Source organism: Micromonospora sp. SYSU B005 (genome assembly GCF_055362685.1).
The window spans coordinates 71,766-91,472 of sequence record NZ_JAXCFU010000010.1; the positions used below are offsets into that span (position 1 = coordinate 71,766).

Consider the following 19,707-nt stretch of genomic DNA (forward strand, 5'->3'; position numbering starts at 1 on the left):
GCCCGCTTCCGTCATGCCATCAGTCGCGCGGTGCGTACGGGGCGAGCGGGTTGACCAGGGTGCCGGCGAACTGCAACGCGGCCGACGGGTCGGACAGGTCCACCATCTGCTGGTTGTTGCGCAGCTGGAGCCGGTTGAGGCAGGACAGCGTGAACTCCGGCGCGAACAGGTCGTGCCGCCGCATCCGGTCGGCCAGGTGCGGCACCGTCGCGGCGTAGTCGGCGGCGCACGCGGCGACGGTGCGCCAGAACTCGTCCTGGTCGAGGACGCCCCGGGTGTGCAGGGCGGCGCTCAGGTGCCGCAGGAAGCAGTCGAAGACGTCGGTGAAGATGGACAGGATCTTCTCGTCCTCGGGCACGGCGGCCCGGATCCGCCGTACCCGCTCGGGCAGGTCCGCGTCCGGGTCCATCACCACGATCTCCTCGGCGATGTCCTTGAACACGACCCGCTCGACGACGCCGTCGCGCAGCACCAGGATGACGTTCTCGCCGTGCGGCATGAACGCCAGGTCGTGGGCGTACAGGCTGTGCAGCAGCGGCACCAGGTAGGCGTCCAGGTAGCGGCGCAGCCAGTCGGCCGCCGCCAGCCCCGACTCGTCGATCAGCGCCGCGGCGAGCGACCGCCCGTCGCGGTCCAGGTGCAGCAGCGAGGCCATGGTGGCCAGCCGCCGCCCGGGTTCCAGCCCGGGGACCGGGCTCTCCCGCCACAGCGCCGCCAGCATCTTCCGGTACGGGGAGTACCTGTCGGTCGCCGCCTCGTACTGCCGGTGCCGGTAGCCGATGGCGGCCCGCTCCCGGATGATCGACAGGCCGGTGCGCTTGAGCACCGGGTCGCCCTCGATCAGCCCGGCCAGCCAGTCGTTGATGGCCGGCGTCGCCTCCATGTACGCGGCCGACAGCCCGCGCATGAAGCCCATGTTCAGCACCGACAGCGCGGTCTTCACGTAGTGCTTCGCCGGGTCGCTGACGTTGAAGAAGGTCCGGATGGACTGCTGCGCGAGGTACTCGTCCGGCCCCTCACCGAGGCAGACCAGCCGGCGCGCGGCTACCTCACCGGCGAACGCGACGGCGAGCTTGTTCCACCACTGCCACGGGTGCACCGGGACGAACAGGTAGTCGGCCGGGTCCAGGCCCAGCCCGGTGAGCGTGGCGGTGAACCCGGCCCGCGTCTGCTCGTCCAGCTCGGCCCGGACCAGCGTGTCGTAGTCCAGGTCGTCGGCGCAGGTGAACGTGGTGTGGTCGCGGTGCGCGGCGAGCCAGAGCAGCCGTACCGGCGCAGCGGCCTCCGGGGCGTACGCGTGGTACTCGTGCACGCCGAAGCCGATGCGGCCGTTGTTCGCCACGAAGCAGGGGTGACCCTCGGTCATGCCGGTCTCGATCGCCTGGAACCCGGCAGCGGCCAGCTCGGCGGCGCTCACCGCGGGCTTGGCCAGCTTGTACGCGGTCCCGGCGAGCGTGGAGGTGATCTCCTCCAGGTAGACCGGCAGGATCGCGTCGGTGAGGCCGAGCGCGCCGCGCAGTTCCACGCACAGGTCGACGGCGTCGGGCGGCAGGTCCGCGCCGTCGCGGCGGCGCACGATGCTGTCCGCGTCGACCTCCCAGTGGTCCAGCGCCAGCCGCTGCGCCGCGAACCGGTACTCGACGGCGCCGTCGTCGCTGCGGACCAGCCACCGCCCCGGACCGTCGGGCTCGGGGGTGATCAGGCGCTCGTGGGCGAACTCGGCGAGCGCCTTGCGCACCAGCAGCCGGTTTGCCGTCGCCCACGCCTCGGGGGTCAGGTGGTCCACGGATGCGCTGGCGTTCACGCCGGTGCCCCTTCCTCGCCTGCGGGCGCGCCGGTGGCGGCCCGGAACTGGTCCCGCGTGCAGACGCTGAGCAGCGCCTCCTTCTCGGGCTTGCGGATCGGGCCGACGACTGAGAAGCCGACTGCCGCGTTGAGTGCGTGCACCGCCCTGTTGCGCACGTCCGGCTCCACCACCACCCGCCGGGTCGCCGGGTCGGCGAACAGCCAGGCCATCACCGTGGTGATGACGGCGCGGGTGAAGCCGTGCACGGGCGTGTCGGCGGGGGCGCAGAGGAAGTGCATGCCGACGTCGCCGGGCTCCGGGTCGTACAGACCGACCAGCTCGACGTGTGCCGGGTCGTACCGTTCGGCCAGGAACGCCGGGGTGCCGCGCCACGACCCCAGGTACGCGTCGTGGTGCGGGTGGTCGGCGATGCGCCGGTACTCCGCGGCGACCGCGTCCACGTCGGCGTCCTGCATCAGCCAGAACGCGGACTTGGGATGGGTGACCCAGCGGTGCAGCAGCGCGGCGTCGGCGTCCGGGTCCAGCGGGCGCAGCGTGAACTCGCCCAGCGCGTCGTCGACGCGGGTGAAGGTGCTCATGCCGGGCTGTTTGGGCATGCGCTCGCGGCCCTCGCTTCGCTCGGTGCGCTCGCTCATGCGGGGCCGGCTGGGCATGCGCTCGCGGCCCTCGCTTCGCTCGGTGCGCTCGCTCATGCCGGCACTCCGAACTCCTGGAACGCGATCGCCTTCTCGATCGGGTAGTGCTCCCGGCCGGTCATCTCCCGGATCAGCCACGAGTTGCGGTACGGGCCCATGCCCAGGTCGGGGGAGGTGATGCTGTGCGTGTGGGTGCCGCCGTTCTGGAGGAACACGCCCCGGCCGGTGTGGTCGACGCTGTAGTTGCGGGCCACGTCGAAGCGGCCGTGCGCGTCGAAGCGGAGCCGGTCGCGTACCGGCGCGAGGAACTCCGGCACCCGGTAGTGGTAGCCGGTGGCGAGCACCAGCCCTTCGGTGTCCAGCGTGAACGCGCGGTCCTGCTCGGTGTGGCGCAGCCCGAGCCGGTAGCGGCCGTCGCTGTACGCCGCCTCGACCAGTTCGGTGTTGGTGAGCAGGCGGGTGGGCACCGGCCCGGGCAGGCTCTTGGCGTACAGCAGGTCGTAGATGTCGTTGATCAGGTCGGCGTTGATGCCCTTGAACAGCGGCTTCTGCGCGGCCTCCAGCGCGTAGCGGGCCGGCTCGGGCAGCGCGTGGAAGTAGTCCACGTAGTCCGGCGAGGTCATCTCCAGGGTGAGCTTGGTGTACTCCAGCGGGAAGAACCGGGGCGAGCGGGTCACCCAGGTGAGCTGGTAGCCGTACGTGTCGATGTCGCCGAGCAGGTCGTGGTAGATCTCGGCGGCGCTCTGGCCGCTGCCGACGATCGTGATGCTGTCCTTGGCCCGCAGCGCCTCCCGGTGTTCCAGGTAGCGCGAGTTGTGGATCATGTCACCGCCCAGCCCGGCGCAGGCCGGCGGCAGGTACGGCGGGGTGCCGGTGCCGAGCACGAGGTGCCGGGCCCGGTGGGTGACCGGCCCGTCCGGCGTGTCGGCGTGCACCACGTACCTGTCGTCGGCCTCGTCGTACTCGACAGTGGTGACGCCGTGCCGGAAGCGCAGGTTCGGCAGCTTGGCGGCGGCCCAGCGGCAGTAGTCGTTGTACTCGGCGCGCAGCGGGAAGAAGCTCTCCCGGATGTAGAACGGGTAGAGCCGGCCGGTCTCCTTCAGGTAGCTCAGGAACGAGTACGGCGAGGTGGGGTCCGCGAGCGTGACCAGGTCGGCGATGAACGGCGTCTGAAGCCGGGTGGATTCGAGCAGCATGCCGGGATGCCAGTCGAAGCTGTCCCGCGCCTCCAGGAACAGTCCGTCGAGGTCGTCGATCGGGGCGGTGAGGCAGGCCAGTCCGAGGTTGTAGGGGCCCAGCCCGACGGCGATGAAGTCGTGGGTCGACATGGGGTTCTCGTTCTCCTCGACGGGGGTCAGCCGACCGGGCAGGACAGCTCGGTGGCGGTGGCGGTCCGGGCGTACCAGGCGGCGTGGTCGGCGACGAGGTCCAGCACGTGGGCGACGTCGTCCACTGTGGTCTCCGGGTTGAGCAGGGTGAGCTTCAGGTGGTGGGCGCCGTCGACCCGGGTGCCGGCGACCAGTGCCGCGCCGGAGGCGGCGAGCGCCTCGCGGGCGTACAGGTTGGCCTCGTCGACCAGGTCGGCGGCGAGGCCGGCGGGCCGGTACCGGAAGACCACGGTGCTCAGCTGCGACGGCGCGGCCACCTCGAACCGCGGGTCGGCGTCGAGCCGCCGCCACGCCTGCGCCGCGAGGTCGACGACCTGGTCGAACAGCGCGCCGATCGCGTCCGGCCCCATGATCCGCAGGGTCAGCCAGAGCTTGCAGGCGTCGAACCGGCGGGTGGTCTGGATGCTCTTGTCGACCTGGTTCGGGATGCCCTGCTCGACCGCGCGGGCCGGGTTGAGGTAGTCGGCGTGCCAGGTGGCGTGGCGCAGCGTCCGGCCGTCGCGGACCAGCAGCGCGCTGGAGCTGACCGGCTGGAAGAACGACTTGTGGTAGTCCACAGTCACCGACGCGGCCCGTTCGATGCCGTCCAGCAGGTGCCGGCGGGTGGGGGAGACCAGCAGCCCGCAGCCGTACGCGGCGTCGACGTGCAGCCAGGCGCCCGCGGCGGCGCAGATGTCGGCGATCTCCGGCAGCGGGTCGACGGTGCCGAAGTCGGTGGTGCCGGCGGTGGCGACGACTGCCATCACCACCTGACCGTCGCGGTGACAGCTGTCGATCGCGCGGGCCAGCTCGTCGGTGCGCATCCGGCGGTTCGCGTCGGTGGGCACGGTGAGGACCGCGTCGGCGGCCAGTCCGAGCAGCTTGGCGGCCTTCTGCACGCTGAAGTGCCCTGCCGCGGAGGTGATGACGCGCAGCCGGGACAGCACCTGCGGCCGGTCCGGCCGGCCGCCGGCGCCGCCCACCACGGTGCGGTACGCCTCCTCGCGCGCCAGCAGCAGCGCCTGGAGGTTCGACTGGGTGCCGCCGCTGGTGAAGACCCCGTCGGCGCCGGCGCTGAACCCGATGCGCCCGGCCGTCCACTCGATCAGGCGCCGCTCCATCAGCGTCGCACCGGCGCTCTGGTCCCAGGTGTCCAGTGAGGAGTTGACAGCGCTGAGGACCGCCTCGCCGAGCAGCGCCGGGATGACCACCGGGCAGTTCAGGTGGGCCAGGTAGCGCGGGTGGTGGAACCAGACGGCGTCGCGCAGCCACACGTCGTGCAGCTCGTCCAGGGCGGCGTCGGTGTCGCCGAGCGGCCGGTCCAGGTCGATGGCGCCGACGAGCGGGGCCAGTTCCTCGGGCGTGACACCGGTGAACGGGCGGTCCGCCTCGGCCACCCGGCGGGCCACCCGGTCCACGCCGCGCGCCAGCACGTCCCGGTAGCGCCCGAGCGAGCCGGCGTTGAACAGGTGGTCGCGTGCCGTGGCGGCGGGCGCGGCGCCGGTCGGGCTCCCGATCGAACTCATGCGACATCCCAGCGGTCGTACGGACAGGGCGCGGCCAGAGCCGCGGCGATCAGGTTAGGTTAGGCTGGCCTAACTTTCAAGCGCGACTCGGGATGCTTTGTCCCGGATGTGCCGCCGGTTGGCGCCCTGCACGCGTCGCGGTAAGGTCGCCCTTGGTTAGGGGAGGTTATCCTAAGTTGACTGTCGAACGGAACCGTCGCCCGGCGCGCCGAGGCGGCGCAAGACGATGACCCACGTCGATCGCGATCAGTGGGGCGTGCCTCAGCTGTGGGCCGGCGACGCCGACGCGTTGGCGCGTCTGCAGGGGCGTGTCGCCGCTACCGACCGGGCCTGGCAGATCAGCGTCGAACGATGGCGCGCCGAGGGCCGCCTGGCCGCCCACGTCGGCCCGGCCGAGCTGGCGTGGGACCGGTTCGCCCGCCGCGTACGGCTGGACGACACCGCCCGGCGCTGCTACGAACGGCTGGACCCGGACACCCGGCGGTGGGTCGGGGCGTACGTCGACGGGGTCAACTCCGGGCTCGCCGAGGGCGCCGCCGCCGCACCCGAGTTCGCCGCCACCGGCACCGCGCCCGAACCGTGGCACCCCTGGTCGCCGCTGGGCGTCTTCCTCGTCCAGCACGTGCTGTTCTCCACGTTCCCGAACAAGCTCTGGCACGCGCACGTGGCCCGGACGCTCGGCCCCGGCGCGGCCGGACTGTTCGCGGTCGAGGGACCGGCCTCGTCCGGCAGCAACGCCTGGGCGCTGCCCGCCGACCTGGCCACCGGGCGCGGCCCGCTGATCGCCGGTGACCCGCACCGGCTGCTCGAACTCCCCGGCGTCTACCAGCAGGTCCGCCTGGCCTGCCCGGAGTTCGACGTGGTCGGTCTCGCCTTCCCCGGCGTGCCGGGCGTGCCGCACTTCGGCCACACCGGCCACGTGGCCTGGGCCGTCACCAACGCGATGGCCGACTACCAGGACCTCTACCGCGAACGGCTGCGCCGCGACGGCGACCGGGTGCTGGTCCGCGACGCCGACGGCTGGACGCCCGCCGCGCGCCACGTCGAGGAGATCGAGGTGCGCGGCGGCGCCCCCGAGACGGTCGAGGTGATCGAGACGCCGCGCGGGCCGGTGATCGACCACGACCGGGTCACCGGCGAGGCGATCGCCCTGCGCACCCCGAGCCGGGTCGAGGCCCGCCTCGGCTTCGAGGCGTTGCTGCCGCTGCTGCGCGCCCGGCGTACCGGTGACGTCGCCGACGCGCTGCGCCACTGGGTCGAGCCGGTCAACAGCGTGCTCGCCGCCGACACCGAGGGAGGCGTCCGCCGCCTGGTCGCCGGCCTGGTCCCGGTACGCGACGAGCGGTGCCGCCGGGAGCCCGTGCCGGCCTGGGAGCCGGCCTACCGGTGGCGGGGCGACTACCTGCCGCTTGTCGACGAGCGGGTCGACGGCGTGGCGGTGTGCGCCAACGACCGGCGCGACGACGTCGCCGCGCACGGCGGCGACTTCGCCCCGCCGCACCGGGCCCGCCGGATCCGGGCGCTGCTCGCCGACGGCACCGAGCCGTCCACAGTGCACAGCGACGACCGGCTCCCGGCCGGCCCGCTGTACCGGCTGCTCGGCCGGCTCGACCCGGACCGGCTCGACGAACCCGCCCGCGCGCTGCTGCTGCGGCTGCGCGGATGGGACCGGGCGATGGCGGCTGGCTCGGCCGAGGCCGGCGCGTACGCGGCCTGGCGGGCGGCGCTGGCCCGGCGGTTGCGCGTACACCCGAGGTTGCGTGCCCTCGACGAGCCGTGCGGGTTCGACGAGCTGTTCGCCCCCTGGACCGACCCGGCCGCCCGGATCGGCCTGGCGCTGGACCACCTGGCCGCCGCGCTCGACCTCGCGGAACCGGCGGCCGAGGCGCTGGCCGAGGTGGCCGCCGGCCCGGCACCCGGTGAGTGGGGCAGCCGGCACCTGCTGCACCCGGTGCACCTCGGCGTCGCCCCGGCGGTCATCGACGCGGTGGCGGCGATGCGGCGGCGGGTGACGCTCGCCGGTGACACCGACTGCGTGCTGGCCACCTCCAGCGTGCCGGGCGTGTCCGACGCCTGCTGGCGCGGCCCGGTGGCCCGCTACGTGTGGGACCTGAGCGACCGGGCGGCCAGCCGCTGGGTCGTCCCGTTCGGCGCGTCGGGGCGCCCCGGCGACGCGCACTTCGCCGACCAACTGACCCACTGGGCCGCCGGGACGCTGATCCCGGTGCCCGCCGGCCCCCTGACGGGAGACGAGACGACGTGATCCACCTGGAGCGTATCCCCGGCCTCGGCGAGCTGGCGCTGGAGCCGGTACGCCCCGACCGGGACGCCGGTCTGCTGCACGGCTGGGTGATCCGGCCCCGCAACCGGTTCTGGGGCATGGGCTCGCACACCGTCGACGAGGTACGCGAGATCTACGCGTTCGTCGACGGTCTGGAGACCCATCACGCGTACCTGATCCGGCTCGACGGCGAGCCGATCGGGCTGTTCCAGACCTACCAGCCGGAGGCGGACCCGGTCGGCGAGCGCTACCCGGTGCAGCCCGGCGACGTCGGGACGCACCTGCTGCTCGACGCGCCCCGGCCGTACCCGGGTTCGCTGACCGGCGCGGTCTTCCCGGCCCTGATCCGGTTCCTGCTGCGCGACCCGGCCGCGCGCCGCGTGGTGGTCGAGCCGGACGTGCGCAACGACGCCATGCTGCGCCGCCTGCGCATCGAGGGCTTCACGTTCGGCCCCGACATCGACATGCCGGACAAGCGGGCGAGGCTTGCGTTCCTCACCCGGGACCGGTTCGAGGCGGACCACCCGCCCGCGTGAAGCCCGGCCCACGTCACGGCCCGGCGGCGCGCAGCCGCCCGGCCAGGTCCCGCACCGTCTCGGCGTACGCCGGGTCGTCCTCCGACGGGAGGTGACCCTTGATCGGCGGCGGAACGCTGTCCCAGGGCGGGGCCACCAGGCTCTCCGGATCGCGGAGGCGACGGTCCACAGTCGCCTCCGGGCCGGTGACGCGGGCCGGCTCGTCCGCGCGGTGCGGGGAGAAGATCCATCCGCCCAGCGCGTCGGTGTCCCGCCACAGGTTGCGCCACCGCCAGCCGACCCGCCCGCCGATCCCGCGCAGCATCTCGTCGCCGACGTAGGCGGGGAACAGCCGGGCGTAGAGCCGGCGCAGCGGCGAGCTGTAGGTGAGCAGGGCGACCCGCGCGCTGACCTCCGCCGGTAGTTGCAGGACGGTGGCGGCGACGAGCACCGAGCCGTGGCTGTAGCCGGACAGCAGCACCCGGTTGCCGCTGTGCACCAGGTACGTGATGCGCCGGGCCAGCTCCGGCACGGCCCGCTCGGCGTAGCAGGGCGGGGCGAACGGGTGCGCGGCCCGGGGCCAGAACGTGGCCAGGTCGAAGAGCACGCCGACGTGGTGCCGGAAACCGGGGCTGCGGTAGGCGAAGATCCCGGCGAGGATGAGGGCCAGCACCGCCGCCGAGATCGCCACCCCGCCCACCTCGATGCCGAACATGACCAGCTCCGCCGGGACGTGCGTGCGGTGCTCCAGCGTCTCGCCCGGATCGGGCCGGACCAGCGCCATCGCGGTGGTCGCCGCGCCCAGTCCGGCCATGACGGCGAACAGCACCGCCAGCGGCACCAGCAGGTCGGTGAACCGGGCCCGCACGATCATCGTCCGGACCTGCCGCAGCCGGGGCGCCGCCTCGGCCGGCGGCGACGGGAAGTCCCGCTCGACGATCGCCCCGGCGGCTCGCGTCCGGCCGCGCCGGGACACCAGCGCCACCACGGCCGCGACCACCAGGGTGACGAGCAGCGCGCGGAAGAAGCCGTAGATCGCCCAGGTGTACGCGTGCGCCGGACCCGGAATGTCGTCCGCCGGAGACACGCCCCGGTCCAGCAGGTCGGCGGTGCGCTGGACCAGCTCGGCGGAGTACGCGACCGAGAGCCCGCCCGCCGCCGCGGCGACCACGAGCGCGCCGAGCCCGTTCGGCGGCTGGTGGCCGCGGACCCGCAGGCGGTGCCAGATCAGCACCGCGGCCAGGCCGCCGAGCAGTACCGCGTGCGTGACCAGCAGCCAGGTCAGGATCGAGCCGTAGCCGGGCAGCCCGCCGCCGGTACGCCAGCGGGCCGGGGCGAACAGCAGATACCCGGCCACCACGACGGTGAGCCCGATCGCGGTGCCGCGCAGCACCCGTGCCACCCGGTCACGTCGCGGGTCGGTGGGTGCCCGGTCGACGAGCGGCGGCACGCAGACCAGGACGACGCAGGCGAGCAGCACCGCGCCGGTGACCGCGAGCAGCACCGCCACCGTGGGCGGGACACCCTGTGCGGCCCGGGCGGCGAGGAGACAGGCGTCGAGCACGGCGAAGGCCGCCGCGATGTGGATCGAACGCAGCCGGCCCATCAACGGCTCGGTGTCCCACTGGCCGATCGTGCTCAGCGGAGGCCCGGCCGACGCCCGCTCCGGCGCCCGGAACGCGGTGAACGAGCGTCCCGGCCGCCGGGCGCCCCACCAGACCAGGCTCACCGCGGCCGCCGGGACCAGTGCCAGCACCACGAGCCGCAGCCCGACCGGCCGCCCGCCCATCCAGGACAGCCACTCCCGGTCGGCGACGCAGGCCGGCACGGACAGGCACTGCCAGGCCACCAGGTCCAGCGCGACCCCGGCCCCGGCGAGCACGTACAGCGCGGTCAGGCTCAACCCCAGCACCCGGCACAGCGCCCGCACCACCACCCCGCCGACCGCGTCCCCCGGCCGCATCCACACAGCCACGTTGAGCAGCATGAAGGGCATCAGGAACAGCAGCGACAGGGTACGCAGCGCGGTGCCGGACGGCAGGTCGTTCCACTGGTACGCCTCCAGCGTCACCCCGCTCGCGCCGCGCTCGTCGGCCAGGTCCGGACGGGGACGGTAGAAGCCGGCGCTGCGGTCGCCCGCGACCTGCCGGACCAGCGGCCGGCCCAGCACCTCGGCGGCCCCGCCCGCGGAGACCCCGTGCACCCGCAGCTCCACCACCTCGCCCGGCGGGGCCTGTGCCCGCCCTGGTCCAGCCGTCATCGACCCTCCGCGACGTCCCGGCCGCCCACGCCGCCTGCACGGCCCGCCCTCGGGTGGCGCAGCGTCGTACCCGGCCGGGCCGGAGGCAAACGCCCGCGCCGGCCCGGCGGACGCCCGTTCGAAGCCGCGCCGTCCGGGTAACCGCCGCCGGACGTACTCCGAAGGGGGCCCGGATGAGCGGCACACCATCACCGCGCGGCGCGGCCGGATGACGGGGGCCACGGTGGCGACCCGGCTGCCGCCGATCGACGTCCGCCGGTGGGTGAACTCCGCGCCGTTGACGCCGCAGGACCTGCGCGGACGGGTGGTCCTGGTGGACGTCTGGGAGTACACCTGCGTGAACTGGATCCGCACCGCCCCGTACGTGCGGGCCTGGCACCGCGACTACCGCGACCTGGGGCTCACGGTGATCGGCGCGCACGCGCCGGAGTTCGGCTTCGGCCGGCTTCCGGGGAACATCGACCGGGCGATCCGCGACCACGGGCTCACCTACCCGATCGCGATCGACGACGACTACACGTTCTGGCGTGCCCTGCGCAACGACGCCTGGCCGGCCAGGTACCTCTTCGACGCCGACGGGAGGCTGACCGACCGCTGGATCGGCGAGGGCGGCTACGACCGGACCGAGGCGCTGATCCGGCGGCTGGTCGAGGCGGCCACGCCCACGCCCGCGCTGCCGCCGGTCACCCCGGAGGTGACCGCGTTCGTGACCAGCCCGCAGCCCACGTACGCGGGGATCACCCCGGAGACCTATCTCGGCGCTGACCGGGGTGTGCCCGGCACGTACGCGCTGACCGGCGACTGGCGGGTCGAGGGCGAGTACGTCGAGGCGGCCGGCACCGGCGCCGAACTGGTCCTGCCGTTCACCGCCGGCGAGGTGAACCTGGTGGCCGACCCGGGACCGGAAGGGCCGGACGGGGTTCGGGTGCTGTTGGACGGGAAACCGGCAGCGGACGCGCGCGGCGCCGACGTGGGACCGGACGGCCGGGCCCGGGTCGACCGGGCGGCCATGTTCCGGCTGGTCGACGGCGCGACGCCGGGGGAGCACCAGCTCACCCTGCGCGCCGAGCGGCCCGGTCTGCGCGCGTACGTCTTCACGTTCGGTCCCTGACCCGACCCGAGGAGGACAGCCCGTGGCCGTCAAGACCATGACGCGTACCGGCACCGACATCCGCGAGTTCCGTGTCGACGTGCCGGAGGAGGACCTGGCGGACCTGCGGGCCCGGCTCGCGGCCACCCGCTGGCCGGAGCGGCAGACAGTTGACGACCAGTCGCAGGGCGTGCCGCTGGAGACCAGTCAGGCGCTCGCCCGCTACTGGGCCACCGAGTACGACTGGCGCAAGATCGAGGCGCGGCTGAACGACCTGCCGAACTTCGTCACCGAGATCGACGGCCTGGACATCCACTTCCTCCACGTCCGGTCCCGGCACGCCGACGCGCTGCCGCTGATCGTCACGCACGGCTGGCCGGGCTCGGTGATCGAACAGCTGAAGATCATCGGTCCGCTCACCGACCCGACCGCGTACGGCGGCCACGCCTCGGACGCGTTCCACCTGGTGATCCCGTCGATGCCCGGCTACGGCTTCTCCGGCAAGCCGGACCGGCCCGGCTGGGACCCGCAGCACATCGCCCGCGCCTGGACCGAGCTGATGCGGCGGCTGGGTTACACCCGGTTCGTGGCCCAGGGCGGCGACTGGGGCGCGCTGATCACCGACATGCTCGGCGTGCAGGCACCGCCGGAGCTGGCCGGCATCCACACGAACATGCCGTGCGTGGTGCCGCCGGACATCGACGCGTTGCTGCAGAGCGGCATCACCGGCGTGAACAACCCCCTCGCCGAACTGCCGTCCGGGCTCTCGGCCGAGGAACGGGCCGCCTGCGAGCGGATCGACTTCTTCTGGAAGCACTCCGCGTACGCGCTGATCATGACCACCCGCCCGGAGACGCTCATGGCGCTGGCCGACTCGCCGGCCGGGCTGGCGACGTTCATGCTCGACCACGACGCGGCGAGCCTGGACCTGATCTGCGCCGCCTTCGCGGGCCGGCCCGGCGGCCTGAGCCGCGACGACATCCTGGACAACATCACGCTCTACTGGCTGACGAACACGGGTGTGTCCTCGGCCCGGCTCTACGCGCAGAACGCGCTGTCGTTCTTCGCCGCCAAGGGCGTCCAGGTCCCGGCCGCGGTGAGCCAGTTCCCCGACGAGATCCTGCTCGCGCCGCGTAGCTGGGCGGAGCGGGCGTACCCGAACCTGATCCACTACAACACGCTGGACCGGGGTGGGCACTTCGCCGCCTGGGAGCAGCCGGAGCTGTTCGCCCAGGAGATGCGGGCGGCCTTCCGTTCGCTGCGCTGACCGACGGCGGACGCGGCCGGGTGGGTCGCCCACCCGGCCGCGTCGGTACGCCCGAAACTCAGACCTCGGTCAGCCGGACCGCGTCGGCGATGACCAGGCCGGCGGCGGAGCTCCACCGGCTGACCGCGACGCGGTTGGCGTCCCCGGCCGGCAGCGTGAACTTGCCGAGCGAGCGCCACTGCCCGCCGGTGGCCCGCTGGTCGACCACTATCGTCCGGTTGCCGGTGGTGGTGGCGACGATGTACGGCGTGGCCGCGTTGTAGCCCGCGTTCGCCGGCCACCACGCCTCGACCCGGTAGTTGCCGGTGCGGGGGACGTTGAACTTGTACCAGGCCGCGTCGCTCGCGGCGACCGGGTCCGCGTAGCGGTAGTCGGCGCCGTAGCGCTGCCCGGAGAACGTCGAGGTGCCCCAGCTCGCGCTCGCGGTGAACCGGCCCGCCGTCGCGTTGTCCACGATCGACGTCCAGCCGGTGCCACCGCCGGCCATCTTGGCGGCCACGTCCGCGCGCATCGTGTTCAGGTCGATGAAGGACGGGTCGATCTTGCCGGTGGTGCTGGTCTCCCGGTGCCCGCGGGCGTAGCTGGAGTCCCGGCCGAGCCGCTTGAGCACGGCGGCGGTGGCCGCGATGCTCGCGTTGTACTGGGCGGTGGTCATCCGCTGGTCGACGCCGTTGTAGTCGATCTCCCACCCGATCATCAGGGTGTTGCCGTCCCCGGCCGGGATCGGGCCGCTGCCGCCGCTGGTGCCGGCGTGGTTGCACCGGCCGGCGGAGATCACGTGGAACACGCCGTGGTAGTCCACGAGCGCCTGGCAGAGCGGGCCGGGCAGGTCGGACCGGCCGTTTATGCAGATGTTCAGCGCCGGGTGCGGGTTGGTGGCGCTGGACGTGGCGGCGGTGTGGTGCCAGAGCACGCCGATCGGGTCGAACGAGCCGGAGCGCATCCGGTTGAGCCAGTCGCCCTCGACCACGACCTGTACGCCGGCGCCGCGCAGCACGTCCACGAGCCAGGGAATGGTGGCCATCACTGCTCCCCGAGCAGGTCGGCGAGGCACTCGGCCTTCGGCGCCGCGTGCGCCGTACCGGGACGGACGGCCACCGCGAGGGCGGCGGCCACCAGGGCGGGTACGCCGAGCAGACCTCGGCGTCGCAGACGGGGGGATCGTGACGTGGGCATGGCGCTCCTCGGGTGACGACGCTTCACCGATCGACGGATGTGAGTGCGGGCACGCTATACCGGCACCCGTCGTCTTGTCGATACCCTTCAATGATCGTTTCCGCCGTGAAAACTTTCGCCACCGACATCTGTCGTCATCCGTCGATGCGTGGTAGAAATCCTGCCCAGGTCTCGCCGTCGAGCGAGGAATCCTTCACAGGAGGGGCGCCGATGAGAGCGATCGCCACGGCCCTGACACTTCTCGCCGTGCTCGCGGCCCCGGCCACGGCCGCGGCCGTGGCGCCTGCCGCGGCCGGGGCGCCGGCCGCCGTCGCCGCGGTCGGCCCGCAGCCCGGCACCTTCACCGGCAAGGGCTTCGACACGTGCACCGCGCCGTCGCAGGCCGCGATGGACGCCTGGCTGACCGCGTCGCCGTACCGCGCGGTCGGCGTCTACATCAGCGGCGGCAGCCGCACCTGCGCCCAGCCGAACCTGACCGCGACCTGGGTCGCCGACCAGACCCGCAAGGGCTGGCGGCTCATCCCGATCGAACTGGGCTACCAGGCGCCGTGCGGCACCCGTACCCCGAAGATGTCCGCCGACCCGGCCACCGCCCGCGGGCAGGGGAGGACCGCGGCGGACAGCGCGGTCGCCGCCGCGGCGGCGCTCGGCATCGGCGCGGGCAGCACGCTCTACAACGACATCGAGCAGTACCCGTCGAACGCGAGCTGCCGGGCCGCCGTGCTCTCCTTCCTCTCCGGCTGGGTCGAGCGGCTGCACACGCGCGGCTACCTCGCCGGCATGTACTCCAGCGGCTCCTCCGGCATCACCGACGTCTGCGCCGCCTACGACGACACCCGGTACCTGCGCCTGGACCAGATCTGGATCGCCTGGTGGAACGGCGTCGCGGACACCGACGGGGGCACGTACTGCGCCGACGACCGCTACGCCGACCAGCAGCGCCTGCACCAGTACGCCGGGGACGTCACCGAGACGTGGGGCGGCGTGACCATGAAGATCGACCGCAACTACCTGGACGTACGGGCCGGCACCCCGCCCGCGTCGTGGAGCGTCACGGTCGACAACGCCACGTCGGGCGGGTTCAGCGCGGGCGCCGCCTGGGGCACCTCCGCGTACTCCGGGCAGCGCCACGGCGCCGACTACCGTTTCGCCGGGCCGGTGGCGTCCAGCGACGTGGCCTGGTTCCGGGCGAGCCTGCCCGCGACCGGCTCCTACGAGGTGTCGGTGTGGTACCCGGCCGACCCCGGCTACAACGACCGCACCCCGTACCTGGTCGCCACCACGACCGGCAACCGGTCGGTGGCGGTCGACCAGCGCACCGGCGGCGGACGCTGGGTCTCGCTCGGCGTGTTCACGCTCGCCGCCGGGACCGGGGACAAGGTCGGGGTGAGCCGCTGGAGCGCCGGCGCCGGCTACGTGGTCGCCGACGCGGTCCGCATCACCCGGGTGTGAGGCCGCCGAACCGTGAGCCGGCTCCGCCTCGGCGGGGCCGGCTCACGGCGTGCTGTCAGCTCAGGTGCGCCAGCAGGGCGGTGGCCATGCCCTGCTCACCGCGGGCGTTCGGGTGGAACGGCGCGGCGGAGTTCTGCGGCACCAGTCCCTCCACCCAGCGGGTGCCGCTGCTCTTGCACGCGTCCCGCCCGATCGACGGCGCGTAGACGTCGGCGTAGCTCGCCCCGCCCGCCGCCGCGGTGTCGGCGAGCATCGTGTTCAGTGCCTTCTGGACACCACGCAGGTACGGCACGTCCTGGTAGGCGATCGGCACCACCGGCCAGCAGCCGTACCCGCTGTCCGGCAGGATCGCCGGGTAGCCGAGCACCACCACGCGCGCGTTCGGCGCGGCCTGGCGGACCGCCCGCAGCACGGCCGTCACCTTCGGCGCGGTGGCGGCGATCCGGGCCCGCAACTGGTCCGTGCCGCCCGCGGTGAACCGGTCCTTGCAGGGCGACCCGAGCGGGCTGCTCACGCTCGCCTCGGCGCAGTCGCCGATGATGCCGGAGAAGCCGATGTCGTTGCCGCCGATCTGGACGGTCACCAGCGCGGTGGCCGCTGTGACGGCGTTCACCTGCGGCGGCAGCGCGATGCCCAGCGCGCCGTCGCCGCCGTACAGGATGTCCTCGGTGGTGGCGCCGGAGCAGCTCACGTCGGCGAACGACGAGGACCCGGCGGACGCCGCGACCAGGGACGGGTAGTTGCGGTTGGAGCGCAGGCAGTTCAGGTCGACCTGGGTGGGCACGAGCGGGGCGGAGGTGTAGGAGTCGCCGAGCGCGACGTAGCGCCCGGCGGGTGCGGCGGCGACGGCGGGCGCGGCGACGGTGAGCAGCATGCCGGCGGCGGCCGCGACGAGCGCGGTCATCCGGCCGGCGGTCCGCAGGAGCGGCAGGCGGGGACGGTTCATGGGGCCCTCCCGGAGGGGTCCTGGTGGTGGTGCTGGGGATTCTGTCCGCGCCCGTGACGTGCGTCAATATCGATGGACCTCACTAAATGGCGGTCCAGGATGTGGTCCGCCGCCGCCCCGCCGGGCGTCAGTCGGTGTCGCGTACGTCACACTTTTCGGCGTCGGGGATGCCGGGTACAGGGCGATCGCCGATCAGTCGATCCGTTGCGTCACAACGGTCCCCGGCCCGTCACGCCTGATAGGCGGGCGGATGCCGGATCCGGGCGCGCACGCACCGGAGTGACCCCGGCACGGCTGGTGAAGAACGTATCGAATGTCGGCGATCGTGAATTTGCAGGCGTCATTACGCTGCGGGGTGGTTGATCGCCGGAACCACGGACGACAGGTGGAAGAACCTCAGATGAGTGACAATCACCCTCCCTACGGAGGCTATCCGGACCCGAACGCCGGAGCGTGGGGCAACCAGCCCGACCCGAACGCCCCGTACGGCGCGCAGCCGGCCTCCGGCGCGCCCTACGGCTCGCAGCCGGCGTCGGGTGCGCCCTACGGTGCGCAGCCCGCGTCGGGCGCCCCCTACGGCGCCCAGCCGGGGTCGGGTGCCCCGTACGGCGCGCAGCCCGCGTCGGGCGCTCCGTACGGCGCGCAGCCCGCGGCGCCGTTCCCCGGCCAGCCGGGCTACCCCGGGCCGGCGCCGTACGCGCCCACCCCGCCCCCGAGCGGCGGCAAGAGCAAGGGCCTCATCGTCGGCCTCGCCGCCGGCGCGGTCACGCTGACGCTGCTGTGCTGCGGCGGCGGCCTCGCCTACGTCGCCTTCAACGGCGACGAGGAGGACCCGAAGCCGGTGGCCTCGGGCAGCGCCACCCCCGGGCCGGACAACAGCCCGTCCGCGACCCCCAGTGCGGGCGGTCCGGAGTCGACCGGGCCGGACGGGCCCACCAACAACGACTCGATCACCGCGCGGTACGCCAGCGAGATGTCGGCGGTCTGCGACGGGGGCGCGATCCTCAACGCCGCGCCGTACACCGCGCCGGCCGGCTCGAAGGCGTACGTCTTCTCCAACTCCCCGGACCGGCCGTCGTTCTGGTCGCAGAAGACGATCAGCTCGGCCAAGCCGTACTACGCGAAGTCGGCCGACTTCGCCACGGTGTCGGTCATCGGCTGCCTGAAGATGGTCGAGGGCAGCGAGGGCACGCCGAAGAAGTGCCAGTACAAGAACAGCGAGGACAAGGTCGTCACCGTCGACTACATCTCCTCGCGGTACACCCTGACCTTCCACGCCGCCAAGACCGGCGAGAAGGTCGGTGACGGCGGCACGGTGACCGCGCCCGCCGCCCGGTGCCCGAGCTTCATCTCCTACAACAAGGTGACGATGAAGTCGTACGCGTCGCCGGACAGCGGCACCATCGAGGCCGCGCTGGACCGCTTCCTCAAGTAGGCGACACCCGGTCGCGGTGTGTGGGTCGGACCGACCCGCACACCGCGATCGGCGTTCAGGCCGGAAGCGGCCGGCCGTGCGCGTCCACGCGCTCGCGGGCGAACAGCCGCAGCAGCTCCGGCAGGTGGAAACGCTCGCCCGGGGCGCCGGGGTCGACCGGCACCAGCAGATTGTGCTGGATCAGATGCTCCACCATCCGGTTGGCCTGCTGCCGGGGCAGGCGCAGGATCTCCACCGCGCTGGCCAGGGTGATGAACGAGTCGGTGCGGGCCAGCGCGTGCAGCGCCCGGCGGGCGTCGACGTCCAGTGCCTGGTAGCTGACCGAGAGGCTGTCGCGTACCGAGATGTCCCCGACGGACAGCTCCGACAGCCGGTTCTCCTCGTCCTCCAGATGCGCGGCGAAGCCGGGCAGGGCGACGTCGGGCTGGGTGACGAGCCGGCTGCCGACGATCCGCAGGGCCAGCGGCAGCCGGTCGCAGGCCGCCGCGATCCGGCCGAACACCTCCGGCTGTTCCCGTACCCGGCGCTCGCCCGCGATCGTGGCGAGTAGTTCCACCGCGTCGGCCCGGTCGAGCGCGCCGAGCGTCAGCCGCCAGCCGACGTCCAGGTCCAGCAGGCGCTGCCGGCTGTTGATCAGCACCAGGCTGCGGCCCGCACCGGGCAGCAGCGGCCGCACCTGCTGCGCGCAGTCGACGTCGTCGATGATGAGCAGCAGCCGCCGGCCGGCGAGCGCGCACCGCAGCACGGCCGAGCGCTCCCGGATGTCCTCGGACACGTCGGTCAGCGGCACGCCCAACTCGACCAGCAGCTCCCGGATCAGCTCCCCGCTGCCGCGCGGCGGCTCGTCGCCGCTGTCGAAGCTGACGAAGAGCTGGCCGTCGGGGAAGAGGTCGGCCAGGTCGTACCCGCTGCTCACCGAGAACGACGACTTGCCGACGCCCGGCGCGCCGGAGACGAGCACGACCCCGGCGTGCTCGTCGGCGCCGGCCGGGTCGGCGATCCCCTCGGCGATGGCGCGCAACTGGCCCGCCGTGGTGTCCCGGCCGACCAGGGACGGCGGTTTCATCGGCAGGGCCTGCGGGCTCGGCGGCGGGTCGGGCGGCGACGCGGGCCCGGCGCCGAGGGCCGCCGACCAGCCGGCCGGTGGACGGACCTCGGCGGAGTCCGCGTCCAGTGCGGTCTGGAGGGCGCCCTGGAGGGTGGGACCGGGGTCGACGCCGAGTTCGTCGACGATGCCGCGCCGGGCCTGCTGGTACACGGCCAGCGCCTCGGCCACGCGCCCCTCCAAGGTCAGCGCGGTCACCAGTTGCGCCTGCCGGCGTTCGTCGAGCGGCTCCTCGGCCACCATCCGGCGCAGCGGCGGGATGACCCGGGCCGGCTGACCCAGCCGCAGGCGCAGGTCGATCAGCTCGGTCGTCATCTCCCGGTGCTGTTCCCGCAGCGCCGTGACGGTCGCGCCGAGGTCGGTGCCGAGATCCGCCAGGTCCTCCAGCGGATACCCGCCCCACAGCTCGACCGCCCGGTCGAACAGGTCGGCGGCGGCCTCGGGGCGGTCCCCCCGCGCGGCCCGGCGGGCCTCGTCGGCGAGACGCCGGAACCGCAGCAGATCCAGCTCGTCCTCGTCGACCCGCAGGTGGTAGCCGGTGCCGTCGTGGACCAGCCGGTCGGCCGAGTCGCCACCGCGGTCCAGCGCCTGCCGCAGCCGGTGCACGTACGTGCGCAGGTTGCGGACCGCCGACGCGGGCGGCGCGTCCGGCCAGAGGCCGTCGACCAGCCGGGATGTGGGGACCGTACGTCCCGGGCTCAGCAGCAGCACGGCGAGCAGGAGGCGGGGCTTGGTGCCGGTGAGCGTGACCGGCCGGTCGTCCACATGAACGGTCAACGGGCCGAGAACACTGAACCGCATCGATGTATTCCCCCGCTCCGCAGTACCGTCCACAGTGTGGTGTA

General features: G+C 73.5%; 15 protein-coding genes. 6 read left to right on the top strand and 9 right to left on the bottom strand.

What is annotated here, in order from left to right; translation table 11 throughout:
• Positions 1 to 19: 19 nt before the first annotated feature.
• The 4 genes from SM452_RS22150 to SM452_RS22165 all read right to left on the bottom strand — a co-directional run bounded on the left by SM452_RS22150 (position 20) and on the right by SM452_RS22165 (position 5,335).
• The gene (locus SM452_RS22150; RefSeq protein ID WP_463840592.1) at positions 20 to 1,804 is read right to left on the bottom strand and encodes an IucA/IucC family protein; all 1,785 of its coding nucleotides are present in this window, start codon (positions 1,802 to 1,804) and stop codon (positions 20 to 22) included.
• Positions 1,801 to 2,385, bottom strand: coding sequence for a GNAT family N-acetyltransferase (locus tag SM452_RS22155; protein WP_463840668.1), 585 nt, complete (start codon positions 2,383 to 2,385; stop codon positions 1,801 to 1,803). The genes SM452_RS22150 and SM452_RS22155 overlap by 4 nt, the downstream gene beginning before the upstream one ends.
• A gap of 110 nt (positions 2,386 to 2,495) precedes the next feature.
• Entirely contained in the window at positions 2,496 to 3,770 is a 1,275-nt protein-coding gene (locus tag SM452_RS22160; RefSeq protein WP_355514622.1) for a lysine N(6)-hydroxylase/L-ornithine N(5)-oxygenase family protein, read from the bottom strand.
• 26 nt (positions 3,771 to 3,796) lie between these two features.
• Positions 3,797 to 5,335: a pyridoxal phosphate-dependent decarboxylase family protein gene (locus SM452_RS22165; RefSeq protein ID WP_463840593.1), complete on the bottom strand. Its 1,539-nt coding sequence runs from the start codon at positions 5,333 to 5,335 to the stop codon at positions 3,797 to 3,799.
• 226 nt (positions 5,336 to 5,561) lie between these two features.
• Here SM452_RS22165 and SM452_RS22170 point away from each other — a divergent pair, with 226 nt between their 5' ends.
• Positions 5,562 to 7,598: a penicillin acylase family protein gene (locus SM452_RS22170; protein WP_463840594.1), complete on the top strand. Its 2,037-nt coding sequence runs from the start codon at positions 5,562 to 5,564 to the stop codon at positions 7,596 to 7,598.
• The gene (locus SM452_RS22175) at positions 7,595 to 8,152 is read left to right on the top strand and encodes a GNAT family N-acetyltransferase (RefSeq protein WP_262014242.1); all 558 of its coding nucleotides are present in this window, start codon (positions 7,595 to 7,597) and stop codon (positions 8,150 to 8,152) included. The genes SM452_RS22170 and SM452_RS22175 overlap by 4 nt, the downstream gene beginning before the upstream one ends.
• A 13-nt stretch (positions 8,153 to 8,165) precedes the next feature.
• On the opposite strand, the gene SM452_RS22180 is transcribed toward SM452_RS22175, so the two are convergent.
• Complete coding sequence (locus tag SM452_RS22180; RefSeq protein WP_463840595.1) at positions 8,166 to 10,391, bottom strand: hypothetical protein; 2,226 nt, start codon at positions 10,389 to 10,391, stop codon at positions 8,166 to 8,168.
• Positions 10,392 to 10,599: 208 nt separating this feature from the next.
• On the opposite strand from SM452_RS22180, the gene SM452_RS22185 reads away from it, so the two are divergent.
• Positions 10,600 to 11,502 (top strand): redoxin, encoded by a 903-nt coding sequence (locus SM452_RS22185; RefSeq protein WP_463840596.1) that lies wholly within the window; start codon positions 10,600 to 10,602, stop codon positions 11,500 to 11,502.
• Positions 11,503 to 11,524: 22 nt separating this feature from the next.
• Positions 11,525 to 12,748: an epoxide hydrolase family protein gene (locus SM452_RS22190; RefSeq protein WP_355514612.1), complete on the top strand. Its 1,224-nt coding sequence runs from the start codon at positions 11,525 to 11,527 to the stop codon at positions 12,746 to 12,748.
• Between the two features lie 58 nt (positions 12,749 to 12,806).
• Here the strand turns inward: SM452_RS22190 and SM452_RS22195 are convergent, their stop codons facing one another.
• Entirely contained in the window at positions 12,807 to 13,772 is a 966-nt protein-coding gene (locus SM452_RS22195; RefSeq protein ID WP_463840597.1) for a golvesin C-terminal-like domain-containing protein, read from the bottom strand.
• On the bottom strand, positions 13,772 to 13,924 hold the full coding sequence (locus SM452_RS22200) for a hypothetical protein (RefSeq protein ID WP_013285768.1): 153 nt from the start codon (positions 13,922 to 13,924) through the stop codon (positions 13,772 to 13,774). Before SM452_RS22200 ends, SM452_RS22195 begins: the two co-directional genes overlap by 1 nt.
• Before the next feature lie 210 nt (positions 13,925 to 14,134).
• On the opposite strand from SM452_RS22200, the gene SM452_RS22205 reads away from it, so the two are divergent.
• Positions 14,135 to 15,376: a glycoside hydrolase domain-containing protein gene (locus SM452_RS22205; RefSeq protein ID WP_463840598.1), complete on the top strand. Its 1,242-nt coding sequence runs from the start codon at positions 14,135 to 14,137 to the stop codon at positions 15,374 to 15,376.
• A 55-nt stretch (positions 15,377 to 15,431) separates the two neighbouring features.
• Here the strand turns inward: SM452_RS22205 and SM452_RS22210 are convergent, their stop codons facing one another.
• Entirely contained in the window at positions 15,432 to 16,322 is an 891-nt protein-coding gene (locus SM452_RS22210) for an SGNH/GDSL hydrolase family protein (protein WP_262014248.1), read from the bottom strand.
• Between the two features lie 400 nt (positions 16,323 to 16,722).
• Here SM452_RS22210 and SM452_RS22215 point away from each other — a divergent pair, with 400 nt between their 5' ends.
• Entirely contained in the window at positions 16,723 to 17,757 is a 1,035-nt protein-coding gene (locus SM452_RS22215) for a hypothetical protein (protein WP_262014249.1), read from the top strand.
• A gap of 55 nt (positions 17,758 to 17,812) precedes the next feature.
• Here the strand turns inward: SM452_RS22215 and SM452_RS22220 are convergent, their stop codons facing one another.
• Positions 17,813 to 19,663 (bottom strand): AfsR/SARP family transcriptional regulator, encoded by a 1,851-nt coding sequence (locus tag SM452_RS22220; protein ID WP_262014250.1) that lies wholly within the window; start codon positions 19,661 to 19,663, stop codon positions 17,813 to 17,815.
• Between the last annotated feature and the right edge of the window lie 44 nt (positions 19,664 to 19,707).

Excerpts from the sequence above, each read along its gene's own strand:
- SM452_RS22185 (WP_463840596.1), top strand. The coding sequence starts at position 10,600 with ATGACGGGGGCCACGGTGGCGACCCGGCTGCCGCCGATCGACGTCCGC.
- SM452_RS22170 (WP_463840594.1), top strand. The coding sequence starts at position 5,562 with ATGACCCACGTCGATCGCGATCAGTGGGGCGTGCCTCAGCTGTGGGCC.
- SM452_RS22165 (WP_463840593.1), bottom strand. The coding sequence starts at position 5,335 with ATGAGTTCGATCGGGAGCCCGACCGGCGCCGCGCCCGCCGCCACGGCA.
- SM452_RS22155 (WP_463840668.1), bottom strand. The coding sequence starts at position 2,385 with ATGAGCACCTTCACCCGCGTCGACGACGCGCTGGGCGAGTTCACGCTG.
- SM452_RS22195 (WP_463840597.1), bottom strand. The coding sequence starts at position 13,772 with ATGGCCACCATTCCCTGGCTCGTGGACGTGCTGCGCGGCGCCGGCGTA.
- SM452_RS22220 (WP_262014250.1), bottom strand. The coding sequence starts at position 19,663 with ATGCGGTTCAGTGTTCTCGGCCCGTTGACCGTTCATGTGGACGACCGG.
- SM452_RS22200 (WP_013285768.1), bottom strand. The coding sequence starts at position 13,924 with ATGCCCACGTCACGATCCCCCCGTCTGCGACGCCGAGGTCTGCTCGGC.
- SM452_RS22210 (WP_262014248.1), bottom strand. The coding sequence starts at position 16,322 with ATGAACCGTCCCCGCCTGCCGCTCCTGCGGACCGCCGGCCGGATGACC.
- SM452_RS22180 (WP_463840595.1), bottom strand. The coding sequence starts at position 10,391 with ATGACGGCTGGACCAGGGCGGGCACAGGCCCCGCCGGGCGAGGTGGTG.
- SM452_RS22215 (WP_262014249.1), top strand. The coding sequence starts at position 16,723 with ATGAGTGACAATCACCCTCCCTACGGAGGCTATCCGGACCCGAACGCC.
- SM452_RS22160 (WP_355514622.1), bottom strand. The coding sequence starts at position 3,770 with ATGTCGACCCACGACTTCATCGCCGTCGGGCTGGGCCCCTACAACCTC.
- SM452_RS22205 (WP_463840598.1), top strand. The coding sequence starts at position 14,135 with ATGAGAGCGATCGCCACGGCCCTGACACTTCTCGCCGTGCTCGCGGCC.